Source organism: Mucilaginibacter ginsenosidivorax, from assembly GCF_007971525.1.
GTDB classification, from domain to species: Bacteria; Bacteroidota; Bacteroidia; order Sphingobacteriales; family Sphingobacteriaceae; genus Mucilaginibacter; species Mucilaginibacter ginsenosidivorax.
In genome coordinates this window covers 2,792,009-2,806,226 of the sequence record NZ_CP042437.1, presented here as the reverse complement: position 1 = coordinate 2,806,226, position 14,218 = coordinate 2,792,009, and the positions used below count along the sequence as shown (strand labels likewise).

General features: G+C 43.5%; 13 protein-coding genes and 4 tRNA genes. 6 read left to right on the top strand and 11 right to left on the bottom strand.

The annotated features are described in order from the left end of the window. The first annotated feature begins 11 nt into the window (after positions 1–11). Complete coding sequence (locus tag FSB76_RS11660) at positions 12–863, top strand: DUF4198 domain-containing protein (protein WP_147053742.1); 852 nt, start codon at positions 12–14, stop codon at positions 861–863. 263 nt (positions 864–1,126) lie between these two features. On the opposite strand, the gene FSB76_RS11655 is transcribed toward FSB76_RS11660, so the two are convergent. Continuing rightward, positions 1,127–2,023, bottom strand: a complete 897-nt coding sequence (locus tag FSB76_RS11655) for a LysR family transcriptional regulator (RefSeq protein ID WP_147053741.1) — start codon at positions 2,021–2,023, stop codon at positions 1,127–1,129. Positions 2,024–2,058: 35 nt separating this feature from the next. Next, a complete protein-coding gene (locus tag FSB76_RS11650; RefSeq protein WP_147053740.1) occupies positions 2,059–2,841 on the bottom strand; it encodes a hypothetical protein in 783 nt (260 codons plus the stop codon). A 227-nt stretch (positions 2,842–3,068) separates the two neighbouring features. On the opposite strand from FSB76_RS11650, the gene FSB76_RS11645 reads away from it, so the two are divergent. Continuing rightward, a complete protein-coding gene (locus tag FSB76_RS11645) occupies positions 3,069–3,293 on the top strand; it encodes a DUF4287 domain-containing protein (RefSeq protein WP_147053739.1) in 225 nt (74 codons plus the stop codon). An 84-nt stretch (positions 3,294–3,377) separates the two neighbouring features. On the opposite strand, the gene FSB76_RS11640 is transcribed toward FSB76_RS11645, so the two are convergent. After that, positions 3,378–4,367 carry a hypothetical protein gene (locus tag FSB76_RS11640; RefSeq protein ID WP_147053738.1) on the bottom strand — a complete coding sequence of 330 codons (990 nt, stop codon included), beginning with the start codon at positions 4,365–4,367 and terminating at the stop codon, positions 3,378–3,380. 115 nt (positions 4,368–4,482) lie between these two features. On the opposite strand from FSB76_RS11640, the gene FSB76_RS11635 reads away from it, so the two are divergent. Then, positions 4,483–4,884 carry a putative periplasmic lipoprotein gene (locus FSB76_RS11635; protein WP_147053737.1) on the top strand — a complete coding sequence of 134 codons (402 nt, stop codon included), beginning with the start codon at positions 4,483–4,485 and terminating at the stop codon, positions 4,882–4,884. A gap of 19 nt (positions 4,885–4,903) precedes the next feature. Here the strand turns inward: FSB76_RS11635 and FSB76_RS11630 are convergent, their stop codons facing one another. Continuing rightward, on the bottom strand, positions 4,904–5,788 hold the full coding sequence (locus tag FSB76_RS11630; RefSeq protein WP_147053736.1) for a PhzF family phenazine biosynthesis protein: 885 nt from the start codon (positions 5,786–5,788) through the stop codon (positions 4,904–4,906). A 102-nt stretch (positions 5,789–5,890) separates the two neighbouring features. Here FSB76_RS11630 and FSB76_RS11625 point away from each other — a divergent pair, with 102 nt between their 5' ends. Further along, positions 5,891–6,259, top strand: coding sequence for a winged helix-turn-helix transcriptional regulator (locus FSB76_RS11625; RefSeq protein ID WP_147053735.1), 369 nt, complete (start codon positions 5,891–5,893; stop codon positions 6,257–6,259). Positions 6,260–6,363: 104 nt separating this feature from the next. Here the strand turns inward: FSB76_RS11625 and FSB76_RS11620 are convergent. From FSB76_RS11620 to FSB76_RS11600, 5 genes are all read right to left on the bottom strand, one after another. Then, positions 6,364–6,440 (bottom strand) — tRNA-Gln (locus FSB76_RS11620). 7 nt (positions 6,441–6,447) lie between these two features. Then, a tRNA-Cys gene (locus tag FSB76_RS11615) sits at positions 6,448–6,521 on the bottom strand. An 81-nt stretch (positions 6,522–6,602) separates the two neighbouring features. Beyond that, positions 6,603–6,675, bottom strand: a tRNA-Ile gene (locus FSB76_RS11610). A 4-nt stretch (positions 6,676–6,679) separates the two neighbouring features. Then, positions 6,680–6,752: transfer RNA gene (locus tag FSB76_RS11605), tRNA-Pro, on the bottom strand. A 275-nt stretch (positions 6,753–7,027) separates the two neighbouring features. Beyond that, on the bottom strand, positions 7,028–7,237 hold the full coding sequence (locus FSB76_RS11600) for a hypothetical protein (protein WP_147053734.1): 210 nt from the start codon (positions 7,235–7,237) through the stop codon (positions 7,028–7,030). 183 nt (positions 7,238–7,420) lie between these two features. Between FSB76_RS11600 and FSB76_RS11595 the strand changes: the two genes are divergently transcribed. Both FSB76_RS11595 and FSB76_RS11590 read left to right on the top strand, forming a co-directional pair. Further along, positions 7,421–9,001: a TROVE domain-containing protein gene (locus FSB76_RS11595; protein ID WP_147053733.1), complete on the top strand. Its 1,581-nt coding sequence runs from the start codon at positions 7,421–7,423 to the stop codon at positions 8,999–9,001. A 1,310-nt stretch (positions 9,002–10,311) separates the two neighbouring features. Further along, positions 10,312–10,788, top strand: a complete 477-nt coding sequence (locus FSB76_RS11590; RefSeq protein ID WP_147053732.1) for a DUF1801 domain-containing protein — start codon at positions 10,312–10,314, stop codon at positions 10,786–10,788. A gap of 82 nt (positions 10,789–10,870) precedes the next feature. Here FSB76_RS11590 and FSB76_RS11585 read toward each other — a convergent pair whose 3' ends face one another. Together FSB76_RS11585 and FSB76_RS11580 are read right to left on the bottom strand one after the other, a co-directional pair. Then, positions 10,871–13,300, bottom strand: coding sequence for a TonB-dependent receptor domain-containing protein (locus tag FSB76_RS11585; RefSeq protein ID WP_147053731.1), 2,430 nt, complete (start codon positions 13,298–13,300; stop codon positions 10,871–10,873). 62 nt (positions 13,301–13,362) lie between these two features. Beyond that, the gene (locus FSB76_RS11580; RefSeq protein ID WP_147053730.1) at positions 13,363–14,214 is read right to left on the bottom strand and encodes a helix-turn-helix domain-containing protein; all 852 of its coding nucleotides are present in this window, start codon (positions 14,212–14,214) and stop codon (positions 13,363–13,365) included. Positions 14,215–14,218 lie beyond the last annotated feature (4 nt).

Below are 14,218 nucleotides of genomic sequence, written 5' to 3'. Positions count from 1 at the left end.
AACTGAAAACGATGAAACGATTTGTATATTTATTATTGGCGGTGTTGCTGATCATTGGTTTTACGGCCTACGCGCAAGATTTCTTTTTACTGCCGGGCAGTTTCTACATGAAAAAAGGCGATAATATTAACCTTCATTTGTTAAGTGGAAATGAATTTGCAAAGGAGGGGGAGTACAAATACGACGGCGCCAAAATCTCGAAGTTTGTATTGTACGAGGGGAAAAAGCAAACCGACCTGGGCAAATCGCCAAAAGATACGGCTTCAAACATCTTAAACTATAAGCTGGAAAGCCCTGGTTTGGCTACTATCGAAGTTATCAAAAGTGAAAATGTAGAATCGGAACGAAACAAATTTTTGAAATACCTGAGTAGCGAAGGGCTTGATCAAATTGCCGAAGAAGCAAAAGCTAATAACCAGCAATACTTTGTAGAAAAAACAACCCGCTACCTAAAAACACTGGTAATGGTTGATAAGCCAACCGACCGGGATTTTGATAAATCCCTGAACGAAGAGTACGAAATTGTTATTAAACAAAACCCCTACAAAGCCGATTACGGCGATGATGTTACCGCCGAAGTTCTTTTTCATGGTAAGCCCTTAAAAGATGCCGTAGTTATTGTGTATGTAAAAACAATTAACGGCAATGTTTATCCCCAGAAATTGAGCGCCGATGCAAACGGCCTGATATTTTTTAAACTAAGCCGCGAAGGGATATACATGCTAAGTTCGGTACATATTGAAGCATCGAAAGATAAAAATGCCGATTTTGAAAGCTGGGGAACTACCTACACTTTTGCTTTTACCAATAACGGCAGTATGCCCGATACCTACCGCGAATTTGGCTTTGGTAATAAGCATTGATTGGGGGTACATCTCGTATAAACACGCAAAGAAAATAAGAATTGACTGGGATTATAAATTTAACGGGGTTTACGCCTTTAGTTCCTTTTTTCGATAATTGTTGTTTATTGGCCTCTGACCGGGACTCGTCAGGTTAAGGGAGAAACAGGATTTTTGATTGTTAACGAACAATTTCTGGACGCGTTAAGGTCTTATAAAGGCTGCTGGATTCCTGTTCAAACGAAAACCACTCACCTAATCAACCCAGTCAACTATTCACCTGCCTAAATTATATGCTCCAATGCATAATTGATAAAATTGCTCGTCAAGCCATAATCTTCCGTCCCCTTCCGGCGGATGAAAAAGAAATCGCGGGTGATTTTCAGGCCTTCTATGGGTACTTCAACCAGGTCGCCTTCGGCCAGCTGGCGGATGATAGAGGGGCGGGGCATAAAGCCCAGGCACTGATCGGCCAGCAGGAAGTTTTTAAGCGCTTCGGTACCGCCAAGGCGTATTTTTACCGATAAATCTGCCGGTTTGATGTGCAGTGCCGACAGCGATTTTAAAACGGCGTTTAGTGTTCCTGATCCCCGTTCGCGCACGGCCAGGGGCGTTTTAACAAACTGCTTTAAGGTTAACGATTTACCGGCCAGCGGGCTTTTTGCCGAGCATACCGGGATCACCTCATCGCTCATAAAGGGTTTGTAGGATACCGTTGTGAGTTTATTATCAACCTCGATGATGCCGATATCAACCTCGTGGTTCAGTAAGGCATTCAGGATATATTCGGAGTTGCGGTTTACCAGTTGTACATCTACATTGGCGTATTCGCGCTGAAAGCCGGATAGTATCGATGGTAAAATATATAGCGCAATGGTAGTGCTGGCCCCTAAGCGTAAATGGCCCGCTGCCTGCGACAGGTTGCTGAGTACCGACAGGTCGTACTCAATTTTGCGTTCAATTTCGGTGGCTTGCTGCAGGTATTCGTTCAGCTTATTGCCTGCTTCAGTAAGCAGGATACTGTTGCCTTTGCGCTCAAATAAGGGAACTTTATACTGATCTTCCAGAGCTTTAATATGCTTGCTTATGGCAGGCTGCGTTACAAACAGCACCTGCGCAGCCTTTGAGAAACTCAAATTGGCAGCAACTTCCATAAAAACACGGTGGGCGAATGAGATCATAATTTACATCTCAAAGATAGTAAAAGGCCCCGGCGCTAACTCTTTACTTTCTCGAAAAACCTTCCGGTAAATTTATAGGTGATAAACTTGCGGGTCATTTTACCGCTGAAATCAACCAGCGGGGTACGTATTGTTTTGGTAGTATAGTCAAATGTGATGCTCGGGAAAGTATCCCAATCGGCTACCGATTGCAGGTTGTATTCATAATACAGGCGGCTTAATACGGCAGTGGGGGTTTTTACCATAGGCACACGTCCGTTTAGCACACCTTTTTCAATAGCGTAAGCGCGGATGCCCTGCCCGGCTTTACTGGCCGACATTACCGAGTTATAGACAGCCAGGTACATGGTTTTGTTGTTGGCCGTAAAAGTGTAAATCTTGGGGAACCAGTAGGCTTCCTTGCCCGGCGGGTCCATTTTTAACAGCGATAACGTTTGGCCGTTAACCTTGTATTGCAATATGTTATCAAAATCGTAGCCGCCATTGCCCAGCCGGGTATCCCAGGAGTACGTGCGGAACATGCCATCGGCCGAAGTTGCGATAACCATGCGCTCTTTTACCAGCGACGTGAATTTTAAATCGATAGTAAAAGGGTATTTGGATGTGTAATATTTGAGCTTAAAGGCAAAAATGCTGTTCATCTTCTTCAGCGAATCAACAGCTTTCCATTCCTTTTTATGCGCGCCATAGTAATTAACGCGCTTAAAAATCCGTAGCAAGTCGGCCTCAATAGCCTGTGGGCTGCTAATGGTTTGGGCAGATAAATTTGCCGTAACCAAGCAGCAACAACAAACAACAAATAGCTTTATGGCTTTCATCGGAAACAAGTTAGTGAAAAAGCTTCAATAACGCTAAGATAATAGTTATAATTTATAACTAACCACCCGGAAACAACTGGTTATTTGCGCTGTACCTTTATAAAATATATTACATCCTTAGGGTCATGGCAATACGCTATCAACTAAAAATAGCCGAACGGTTAAAAACAGGTGAAAATTGACGTTTACATTTTATATTTAGCCTCATAAACCAAGTATAACCAACGATGTCATTCCAGGGATATTTAAAAACAATCAAAACCAAAACAGGCAAAGAGCCAGCAGATTTCAGGGCGATAGCCGAAGAAAAAGGTTTTACACAAAACGGCGAATTAAAAGCAAAAGCAGGCGATATAGTAGCCTGGCTAAAGGCCGACTTTGACCTTGGCCACGGCCATGCCATGGCTATTTATGCTTTACTAAAAGGCATTAAGAACGAGGATAGCGAATAATAAACGAAAGCGGAGTTATGTATTCGATAGCTCCGCTTTTTGGCAATATGGCTTTTAGCTTTCGGCCTTAAGCTTTTGGCTTAATTACATTTTTTGCTTCATATCAAAATGCTCAACGGTTTTAACGCCCGTGGGCCATTCGTTAAAAGCGGAATACAGCACATATTTATTATCCTTATCAATGCCGGGGATGGTTTTATCTATCACTTTCCTGATCACTTCGTTCTCTTTTTTGATAGCTGTAGTGTCGCTTAGCTTGATATTGGTTAGGTAATATATCATCGGGAATGTGCCTTCCTTATCTTCCTGGGTAAAAATGCGTATAATTTCAAGGTGGGTTGGCGCGCCTTTAATGGGCAACGGAACCTTATATTTAGCAGATACCTGGTTTAAAACGTTGCTGTAAAACTCGCCGGCTTCGGCTTCACTATTATATTTCCAAAGGCTGCTTGGTCTTGAGCAATTGATAGCCGAAGCGCCGTCATTCAATGCGTTTACCAGGAAACCTTTTGTGTAGGCAGCCTTAGCATCGGCTAAAAGCGCTGTCATGCTTTTCCCGTTTTTGGCATAGGCGCTGGTTTCCAGCTGGCTAAGTTTCCAGCCATAATCATACTTGCAATAAAGTGCCGTTATCATATACTGGTTGGCAATATGCTTGGGCACAAAAAAGGCAATGTACATTTCTTTAACACCGCCGGGACAGTAAACGGTGTATTTGCCGCCAGTTAAGGCCGATTTAATGGTATCGCCATGAATGTAGCGGTTAACCACATAGTACTCGTCAAGTATTTTGTAATCATCTTCCTTAAAACGATTGCTTACCAGTTCAACAACTCTTTTCCTGTTGGTAACGGCTATAAAATCCTGCGACATGATGTATTCCAGCTGGGGTTCGTCGTCGGTTTTCAGCGCGGCAAACAGTTTGTCGTTCAAATCGTGGAAACGGCTTTGATCGCCTGAGCTTATTTTTTCGTTTTTATAAATGCCCGGGCCACTGGGGCCGCCGCAGCTTTGCAATATGGATATGAAAAGTAAAAAGACGGGTATCTTTGTAAGATGTTTAATATTGTTCATTTTAATTGTAAAAGGTTCCTGTTACGATAATACTGATTTTTTAATTATTGGCCAATAATTTACTGTAGCATTTTCGCTATTGTTGCCGTAATAAGCTTAATAAACCTGAGTATCAATGAAAAAAATATTACCCGTATGCGCCATCGTTTTGTTTTTATTTGCCTGTAAAAAAGATAATAGTGTTGGTATTAGCCTTAACGGTAGCTGGGAATACCGGGGTACAACCTGTTATTGCGCACCACCAACCGACAGTAGCGCCTATAAGCCGGGCAATGGCACCGTTTACAGTTTTTCGGCCACCAATTACAAATACTATCTTAAACACGTATTGAAAAAAAGCGGCACTTATAAACTGTTTAAAGAAAACGTGAACGGCGCCGAGCGTAACCGCATCATTTTTGATAACGATTACAACAGCGAGGCAAAATATATAGGCCTTACCGGGAACAAGTTTAGCCTGGGCGGCGCTATAGGCAGCGCGGCTGATGCGCCGGTAGACTACTATGAAAAGGAATAAATACCGCCTACCGGGCCTTTTACAGGTATATGATGCCTTCCATGACAATAACCGACGAGCCGCTTACCCAAATGCCATCGTCCTCAACTTTGATATGGATTGACGATGGGTGCTTAACGGCTGTGCCCTGCAATATTCTATAATCCTGCCCTTGCTTAATATGTCCCAGCTTTTCCAGGTAACCAGCCAGGGGCCCGGCAGCTGTTCCTGTTGCAGGGTCTTCATCAATTCCAATACCAGGGTTAAAAAAGCGGCTTTCGGCAATATAGCCACCATCCTGGCCATTTGTGGTAAACAGGTAAAAGCCCTCAAATTGGTAATTTGCAGAGAGTTGTTTTAAAAGTGCCTTATCGGGCACCGCGCGTTGTAATGCGTCCAGATCTTTTACCGGGACCATCAGGTGGGCAACTTCTGTTTCAACAACGTTGATTTTCCAGTTGTTTAATTCTAAATCTTCTAAATCCAATCCAATAGCCTTTGCAACCTCCCCGGCAGGCAATTCTGTTATTATCCTGGCGGGCTGCTGTTTCATGGCCACGTACGGAAGCCCGCCGTGTTCAGTAACCTGCAAGGGGATTCTTGTATCCTTGATTATTACAGACGGAGGCCCATCCTGGTGTTTAAAAATATCCCAACCTTTTATCAAAGCCAGGCACACCGCGCCCAGCAGGTTATGGCCGGCGCCTACTACCTCAAATTCTGCCGGGGTAAACGAGCGTACCTTCAGCGCGTTTTCGGTTGTTGAATAATTTACGAATGAAGTTTCGGAGTAGCCAAATTCCCGGGAAATGGCATGGTACTGGCTCAGCTCAAGTTCATCATCGGTATAAACTACCGAGAGTTGGTTGCCTTTATATTTCTGATCGGTAAATACATCCAGCACGTAATAATCAAGTTTTTTCATTTTTATTTAATTAACATGATGCCAAAAGTAAGGCCCGGTAGTTTATTTTTGTTATGGGTTAACCAAAGGTAACCGGTTACCTTTGGTTAACTATCAATTATTATGGCTACTATAAATATCAACGGGAATATACAGGAAGCAAGCTGCGACCAGGAATTGGCGGCCATTAAAGACAGCCTGGAAATATTGGGCGGAAAATGGAAATTGCGCATTATGCGGCACCTGAATAACCATGTTGGCGAGAAAAACACATTTAAAAAACTTCAGCGCGAAATTGAAGGAATTTCGGCCAAGATGCTGTCTAAAGAATTGCAGGACCTGGAAATGAACCTGCTTGTTTCCAGAACAGTGATGGATACCAGGCCTGTTACCGTAAATTATTCTATCACCGATTATGGGCTGAGTGTTTTCCCGGTTACAGAAACATTGGTGCAGTGGGGTTTAAACCACAGGCAAAAAATAAAAGCCTGATATTAAAAAATAGAGCAGGCAAGATAATTCATTCAATACGGAAGCTTGTGTCAAATAATACGTAATTTATAATTAAAAATACGTATTTTAATAAATAAAACGCATGGGTTTTTCTGCATGGATTCGAACCACGATTAACTGAACCAAAATCAGTTGTGCTGCCAATTGCACCACAGGAAAATAAACAGAGGCTGGTACAGGATTCGAACCTGCGAACATTCCTTTTGCAGAGGACTCCCTTAAACCACTCGGGCAACCGGCCAAGGCATTATTTAAATTATCTTTATCCGCTCATTGCATCGTTATTAGTTTTGCTGTATTTATGTAACTTGCTGTTTTATAGTGGAAATAAAAGGACTTGAACCTTTAACCGACACCGTATAAGGGTGCTGCTCTGACCATTGAGCTACATTTCCATAGTAGGGTAACCCGGGCTCGAACCGGGAGCCTCTCCGTTCCAAACGGAGTAATCTGACCATTGATATACTACCCTGTAAAACAAAAAATCCCCTTAGGTTTATCTAAGAGGATTGCGTTAGTTTATATCGTTTTTATGAATACATAGCTATCTCCTCTGATAAATCAGCTGGGGGCATTGGCTCTGTATACATATTGTATTTTTCATGCTGCAATGATACATAAATATTTTATTAAACAAGAAAATATTAAATTATTTATTTTTAGAAGCTGTCTAAATTTGAAAAGACCATGATTGAAATCAAAACCTGGCGAAACGTAGGAGCGGGAATGCGGAATATCGCATGAGGGTTAAAACTCACCCGGCGAGGCTGCGCCCGCCACCCTCTCTTCACCTGTGGTGGAAATAGGGGCTTGAACGTTGACTATCAATACATTGTATCGAAAAAAAAATAAAGAATTTTCAAGCCCCTCTTTCCGGCGAAGCTGAAGAGAGGGTGGCCAGCGCAGCGTAGCCGGGTGAGTCTTCGCTGCCATGCGAATACGTTGTTGCTTATTCATTAGAAGCATAAAAACATTAGCAAATTAAATTTAGACAGCGTCTTAGATGTTGGCATAACTCTTCAAGTTCCCAACACAAAGTGGCAAGCATTTAAAATTTTTCAAAAATAATTTTACTGCGCAAATAGGCTGCGCAGGGCCTCTCAACCTTTGTATTATCAAAACAAATAAAAGGAGGTAACAATGAAATTTAACCTGTTAAGCAAAGTAAAAAATCAGTTCACTAATCACGAGGGTGCAAAAGCGTTTGCACTATCGCCAGAGATGGAACTGTATACCCTGGTAGTAACCTGGAGCCTGAGCGATTCCTTTTACGAAAAAAACGATGACCGTATGGAGCGCCTGCGCAATATTATATATAAGTGCAAGCCCGAATTTGTGGGCAGGCTGGCAGTATATGCCCGTACCAAAATGTACATGCGTTCGGTGCCATTGGTTTTGGTTACCGAATTGGCTAAGCTGCACTCGGGCGACGATTTGGTTGCCCGGGTTACAGCCGGGATTGTTAACCGCGCCGACGAAATAACTGAATTGCTGGCCTGCTACGAAATGCTAAACCAGCGCACAGGCCCCAAAAAACTGAACCGCTTATCAAAGCAAATGCAAAAAGGCCTGCAGGCCGCTTTTAATAACTTTGATGAATACCAGTTTGCCAAGTACAACCGCGATACCGCTATAAAAATGCGCGATGCTTTGTTCCTGGTACATCCAAAAGCAAAGGATGATGCACAGCAACTGGTGTTTAACAAAATAGTAAGCGGCACATTGCAAACCCCATACACCTGGGAAACCGAACTATCGGCATTAGGGCAGCTTAATTACGATAGCCAGGAAGCAAAAACGATGGCTTTCCGTAACAAATGGGAGGAGTTGATAGATAGCGAAAAGTTGGGTTATATGGCCTTGCTGCGTAACCTGCGCAATATACAGGAAGCCGGTGTAAGTTATGCCCATATCCAAAAGGTATGCGCAACGCTTGCCGATGCCGATAAAGTGGCAAAGGCAAAGCAGTTTCCGTTCCGTTACCTGGCTGCATACCGCGAACTGTTAAATGCCAAAAGCGAGATCACAGTACAAGGTATAGGTCAAAGGCTTAAAGCGCTGTTAACGGGTAACAATGGCTATGCCGGCGAGTTGCTGGATGCGTTGGAAAAAGCGGTACAAGTAAGCGCGGTAAACATCAAAGGTTTTGATCACGATACCAGGGTATTACTGGCCTGCGACGTGTCTGGTTCGATGCAAACAGCGGTATCGGCAAAATCAAAAATTTTGCTGTACGATGTGGGTCTGATGCTGGCCATGTTGCTGCAATCGCGTTGTAAAAATGTAGAAGTGGGTATGTTTGGCGATACATGGAAAACCATTATGGTACCACGCCACAACATATTGAACAATGTGCAGGAGTTTTACAAACGCGAAGGCGAAGTTGGTTATTCAACAAACGGTTACCTGGTAATCAAAGACCTGCTTGACCGCAACGTGCAAATGGATAAAGTAATGTTATTTACCGACTGTCAGCTATATAACAGTATACCAGTCAGCGGCGATTATATCCACGCATTATGGTCGCGTTATAAAACAGCGGTTGCGCCAAAGGCAAAACTGTACCTGTTTGATTTAAAAGGCTACAGCAAGGTACCGTTGCAGGTAATGCAAAACGATGTTTACCTGGTAGCCGGCTGGAGCGATAAAGTGTTTGAAGTACTGGAAGCCCTTGAAAAAGGAAACTCAGCTTTAAGCGAAATCAATAAGGTGGAAATCTGAGCCAGTAGGTTATACGTAATACGTTGTACGTTTTAAGCTTTAAAAGAACGTATTACGTACAACGTTGAACGTATAACCTTTTTAAAAAATTAAGAATGCCGTAGATCAGGATTACTTCGCCAATAAGGGGAGGGCATTGTAGCGAAAGCTGTGATGGGGGTTCGAGTCCCTAAAGCGAGTCCCCGCTTCCTGGTCGTTTGTTGCTTCTTATGATATTAAAAAAAAAGAAGGTGTCGTAAATAAGTGTTACTTCGTTTGTTACCGTCGCCGGGACATTAGTCTACGACCGGATATGGATCACTTATTGTTAATTGCCCTTTTTTAAAGGAATTTAAAATAAAAAGAAGGTGTCGTAAACGAGTGTTACTTCGATTGATAACCCCCGGGTCGCCGGTTCAAGTCCGGCCTGTAGCTTAGGTTGCAGTAGCTCAGATGATAGAGCAGGGGCACCGCAAGGTGCAAGTCACTTGTTGTCAGTTACCCTTCTTTAGCTCCCAGCCCCCTAAAGGGGGAGTTGTGAAATTGCGTTCCCCCTTTAGGGGGTTAGGGGGCAAACTCGGGACTAATAAAAGGTGTCGTAGATAAGTAATACTTCGATTTGGGACGTCAGGGTCGCTGGTTCAAGTCCAGCCTGTGGGTAACCGCAGTAGCTCAGTTTGGTTAGAGCATGATGCAGAAATACTTATTGCCTGTTGCCCTTTTTAGTGTCCCGGTCATCAATGAGGTTTAATAAAAATGTAGATAGCAATAACCGGTGGTTAAGGTGTCGTTAAACAAGTGTTACTTCGATCTCAAAAATCCCAGGTCGCCGGTTCGAGCCCGGCCTTTAGCGTCAGCCTTCAAAAGCCCGCTATTGTAGCTCAGTGGTAGAGCAGGCACGTCACTTGTTGCCAGTTGCCCTTGCCATTGGTTGTTGCTTATTGTATAACAACTGTAAAGAAGATGCCGTAAACCTGCGTTACTTCGCCTGTCACGCTTATGCCAATCGCAGGTTGATTTTGCTCTTCTTTATAGTTTTTTTGTTTCGTTGTCCTGTGCCGGCTGGGATGCAAATCAAATTGTAACTAACAGACTATTTGGGCTAAAGCCCTTAACTTTCAATTTATGCTTATCCGCCCCTTAAAAGGGACGGCAATGAACTAAAACATTTATTGCCGTTTGGCTTCAGCCAACGGACAAAGATTCAACAGAAATAGGGCTTTAGCCCAATTTACTTTCAGCAATATTCATTTAGTGACAACTTGATTTACGCCACCCTGTTGCTTTGCGAGTTTTATGTTAATATATTTAACATACCAAACCAGCAAGCCATGCCCAAAGAAGAAGTAACCGATTTACTCAGGTTTCTGTACGAGTTTTCGCCCGGGGTGCGTGAAAAAGCAATCTGGCTACGCGAATTTGTGTGGGATTTGTACCCGCAGGCTAATGAACTTATTTATGACAACTACAATGCGTTGGCCTTCGGCTGGTCGCCTACAGAAAAGTTGGGGCAAACTTTTTGTTCGGTAGCGGCCTATCGCGGTGGCAATCAAAACGTACATTTCGGTTTTTATTGGGGATCAGAAATTGCCGACCCACAAAACCTTTTGTTGGGTAACGGCAGTCAATACCGGTATGTGCTTGTAAACAACCTTGATGATTTCCCCAAAGATTATATGACAGCTTTAATTGAGCAGGCCTGGGAAAATTCATTGGCCAAAGTCAAAAATCCTAAAGATATCGTTCATGGCAAAACCATCACCAAAATGATATCGCCAAAAAAACGCGAAGCAAAGGCGAAAAAATAATACCTGCCCAATCATTATACTTTAGCTTTTCCGATTGCCGATTAGCCTTCAGCTTTATGCCTTCTGCTTTTAGCTCCGGTTATCAGCCATTCCCAACCCGGTCTTTCTCATCCCCGGCACTACCATCTGACCGGTTGGCCACTTTGTATGATTTGCCAAAGCGATAGGTAAACGCCAGTGTGAATACGCGGGTATCACGCGTCAGTTTAAAATACTCGGTGGCATTGGGGAATTGCGTAAGCCCTTCCATGGCATTGGTATAAAAAATATCGCGGGCGCTGAATTTTAAAGTTGCCCGCTTTTTTAATATTGGCCTTGATATACCTAAAGATAGTTGCCCGGTTGGGTATAATTGCTCCTGTATATCGTTACGGGCCCTGGTGGTGTAAAATCCGGACAACTCGGCGGTATAAATTTTTGCAATAGTAAACTGGTTGTTGGTATTTATGTTCAATTGATCTGCCTGGCTGGTATAGGTATTTCCATTAAAGCCTTTCAGTTGCTTATGATTGTATAATGCCTGAAAGGTAAGGCTCCACCAGTTAACCGGCGATACCGATAGCGTTGATGACAGGCCATAATTATGGGTGCTGCCTACGTTCCCCTGCGAATACAACAGGATTCCCTTGGCGGCATCGTTTAAAAACAGCTGCGAAAAATAATTTTTTATATTGCTGTATAGCAGCGTAGTGGTAAGCAGGTTTTTGTACTGGTGGCTTAGCTCAAAATTCCAGCTGTATTGGGGCAGCAGGTAGGGGTTGCCGGTTTGGTAGGTGTATTTATTGATGATAAAATAAAAAGGGTTCAGGTTTTGAAAAATTGGGCGGTCAATGCGGCGGCCGGCGGTTAATGTAAAACTATGCGAGGAGTCGGCCTGGTAGCTGATAAAACCACTGGGGAAAAAGCCGCCATAATTTCTTTTAAAAGCCGAGTCCGGTTGCAGTATATTGCCTAACTGATGAGCTTTATAACTGGTGTACTCGTACCGCAAGCCGGCCTGCGCGGTTATTTTAGCATACTTTTTCTCGAAAGTGCCATACACCGCGTTGATGTTTTCCTTGTATAAAAACTGGTTGCTTTTACTGTAGTCTTCGGCCCATAGCCCGCTATTCAGGTTTTCATATAAAGCGGCGTTATCGGTGCTGCTGTAAGATGATTTATAGCCCGATTGAAAAGTGCCATACTGGTCTGTTTTGATGCTATAATCAACCTTGCCGGATAAGATGCTGATAGTTGTGGGAATATTGCTTCTTGACAGTTCCTGGTAACCGCCCGGTGCAAGCAACGAGTTGTTAAAGTTTTGTTCGCTTTGGATATTGTAATGCAGGTAATCAACATCGGCCCCAAGTGTTTGCGACGCGGAGAGTGTATGCCGTAAGTTTAAGTTGACCGAGCCGTTTTTAAACCGGTTTTTGTTGTGGTTGGTGGTTGATATGGCCGAGTCGACCACGTCGCTGGTATTTAACCAGGTTGCTACCGAACGGTTATTACCGTTGCGGTTAACCAGCGTGCCGCCTAATACTACACCGATGGTGGTTTTGTCGGTAACAGCGTAATCTAACCCGGTTTTGACGGTGTTGTTGAACGATGTGCCCGAAAAATAGGAGGGCTGATCGAGCTTGGCTGTTATGTTGTTGCCGGCATCGTAATACTTTCTTAGGGCATAAATATTGGTTAGGTATTGCACCAGGTTCATGCTGTAACTAAAAAAAGTGTTGATTTTGCCGGTACGGAAATTAACTACCAGGCTATTATTATTTTTAGGATAAACACCTTGCCCAACCGACGATGTAAACGTGCCGTTAAATCCCTTTTGCTTATTCTTTTTGGTTTTAATGTTGATGATACCGGCATTGCCGCTGGCATCATATTTAGCTGTAGGGTTGGTAATCAGCTCTATCTGCGAAACCTGGCTCGAGCTCATGCTACTCAATAAATTATTTAAATCGGCACCCGATAAATAGGTTTGTTTGTCGTCTATCATCACCATAACGCCTGCCTTGCCCTGAAGGGAAATGCCGCCGTTCCTGTCAACACTAACGCCCGGCGATTTCTCCAGCACCTCTAAAACGGTAGAGCCCGTATTGGTAACCGAGGCATCAACATTTAATATGGTTTTGCCATCTTTTTGTTGTACCAGGGGAGCATGGGCCACAATATTCACCTCCTGAAGGGCCGTGTTTAAGGGCTGCAGCTTAATGGTATCGGCATAATTATGCCCGGGGAATTTATAGGCACGACTGAGTTGTGGTTTGTAGCCGGTATAAGTGGCCGAAAACAGGTAAGAGCCTGCTGGGATAATATCAAACCTGGCCGCTCCGCGGGCATCTGCAATGGCCGATTTTACGGGCTTATCGTCTTTTATCAGTTTTACAGTAGCACCTTCTGCTGCCTGCCCGGTTTCGGTTAGTATAATCAGGGTGAAATCAGGTTTCGCGGCTCCGGAGGATTGTGCAAACGAAATTGATGATAAAAAAAGCAGGACAAGCAGGCACCGGGTTTTGAGGGTCATATCAGCTAATATAATCAGAATTCAGCAGTAAGACGCCGGCCAATCCAAAGTGTTACACCTGGTTACGATGCATGCGGCAATTGTATCATTTTGCGGTATTCTTTAGGACTGTTGCCTTTTTGCTTTCTGAAAAACTTGTTAAAGTGGCTTTCATCGGTAAAGCCAAATTCGCTGGCAATTTCATTCAGGCGCTTATCGCTAAACTGCAGGCGGTGCTCAATCAGTTTGGTTTTATAATTGATAATGTATTGCTGCAAAGTTTCGCTGGCGTGCTTTTTAAAGTAGCGGCCCATATACGCTTCGGAGATACTGAAGGTATTGCTGATTACATCAGCTTTTAGTTTCTCTGGGTAATAGATATTACTTTGCACGTATTGTAAAATATCCATCGCCTTTTCTTCGGTGCCCATGTTTAACTGCTCCGGCAGGTAGCGGGCAATGTTTCGGGCCACCACGATGATCAGCGTATTTACCAGTTGCTGAATAAGCTCCTTATTGTAAATGTCCTTATTCTGATACTCACGGATAATGGCCTCTATCATTGGTCCAACCAGGCGTTTATCGGGCAGGTTTTTAAGAATGCAACCCGGCTGGTGATTGGCGTTGTGCAATATGTACTCCAATCGCTGGATGTTTTCATGTAGCAGGCTGCCATTTTTGAGGTAGATATCGTTAAAGCGCAAAAAGAAAAACTCGGTAGTACTGTCAATATGCAGCGAATGGCAGTCCTCGGGCGTTATCAAAAACATATGCCCGGCCCGGTAATCAAAATGGTTTTTGTTGATGCATTGCCTGCCGGTGCCGGATATCACATAAATTAATTCAAAAAAGCTATGCTGATGTTCAAACTTTGGGCATTTATCTAATGTTAGATAAGCAATTGAAAACGGTTCGTACAGATTTTCCTTTACCATAAAG

What these genes read in the sequence shown, in the direction of transcription:
- FSB76_RS11660 (WP_147053742.1), top strand. Translation starts at nt 12, where the DNA reads ATGAAACGATTTGTATATTTATTATTGGCGGTGTTGCTGATCATTGGT.
- FSB76_RS11655 (WP_147053741.1), bottom strand. Translation starts at nt 2,023, where the DNA reads ATGATCTCATTCGCCCACCGTGTTTTTATGGAAGTTGCTGCCAATTTG.
- FSB76_RS11650 (WP_147053740.1), bottom strand. Translation starts at nt 2,841, where the DNA reads ATGAAAGCCATAAAGCTATTTGTTGTTTGTTGTTGCTGCTTGGTTACG.
- FSB76_RS11645 (WP_147053739.1), top strand. Translation starts at nt 3,069, where the DNA reads ATGTCATTCCAGGGATATTTAAAAACAATCAAAACCAAAACAGGCAAA.
- FSB76_RS11640 (WP_147053738.1), bottom strand. Translation starts at nt 4,367, where the DNA reads ATGAACAATATTAAACATCTTACAAAGATACCCGTCTTTTTACTTTTC.
- FSB76_RS11635 (WP_147053737.1), top strand. Translation starts at nt 4,483, where the DNA reads ATGAAAAAAATATTACCCGTATGCGCCATCGTTTTGTTTTTATTTGCC.
- FSB76_RS11630 (WP_147053736.1), bottom strand. Translation starts at nt 5,788, where the DNA reads ATGAAAAAACTTGATTATTACGTGCTGGATGTATTTACCGATCAGAAA.
- FSB76_RS11625 (WP_147053735.1), top strand. Translation starts at nt 5,891, where the DNA reads ATGGCTACTATAAATATCAACGGGAATATACAGGAAGCAAGCTGCGAC.
- FSB76_RS11600 (WP_147053734.1), bottom strand. Translation starts at nt 7,237, where the DNA reads ATGAATAAGCAACAACGTATTCGCATGGCAGCGAAGACTCACCCGGCT.
- FSB76_RS11595 (WP_147053733.1), top strand. Translation starts at nt 7,421, where the DNA reads ATGAAATTTAACCTGTTAAGCAAAGTAAAAAATCAGTTCACTAATCAC.
- FSB76_RS11590 (WP_147053732.1), top strand. Translation starts at nt 10,312, where the DNA reads ATGCCCAAAGAAGAAGTAACCGATTTACTCAGGTTTCTGTACGAGTTT.
- FSB76_RS11585 (WP_147053731.1), bottom strand. Translation starts at nt 13,300, where the DNA reads ATGACCCTCAAAACCCGGTGCCTGCTTGTCCTGCTTTTTTTATCATCA.
- FSB76_RS11580 (WP_147053730.1), bottom strand. Translation starts at nt 14,214, where the DNA reads ATGGTAAAGGAAAATCTGTACGAACCGTTTTCAATTGCTTATCTAACA.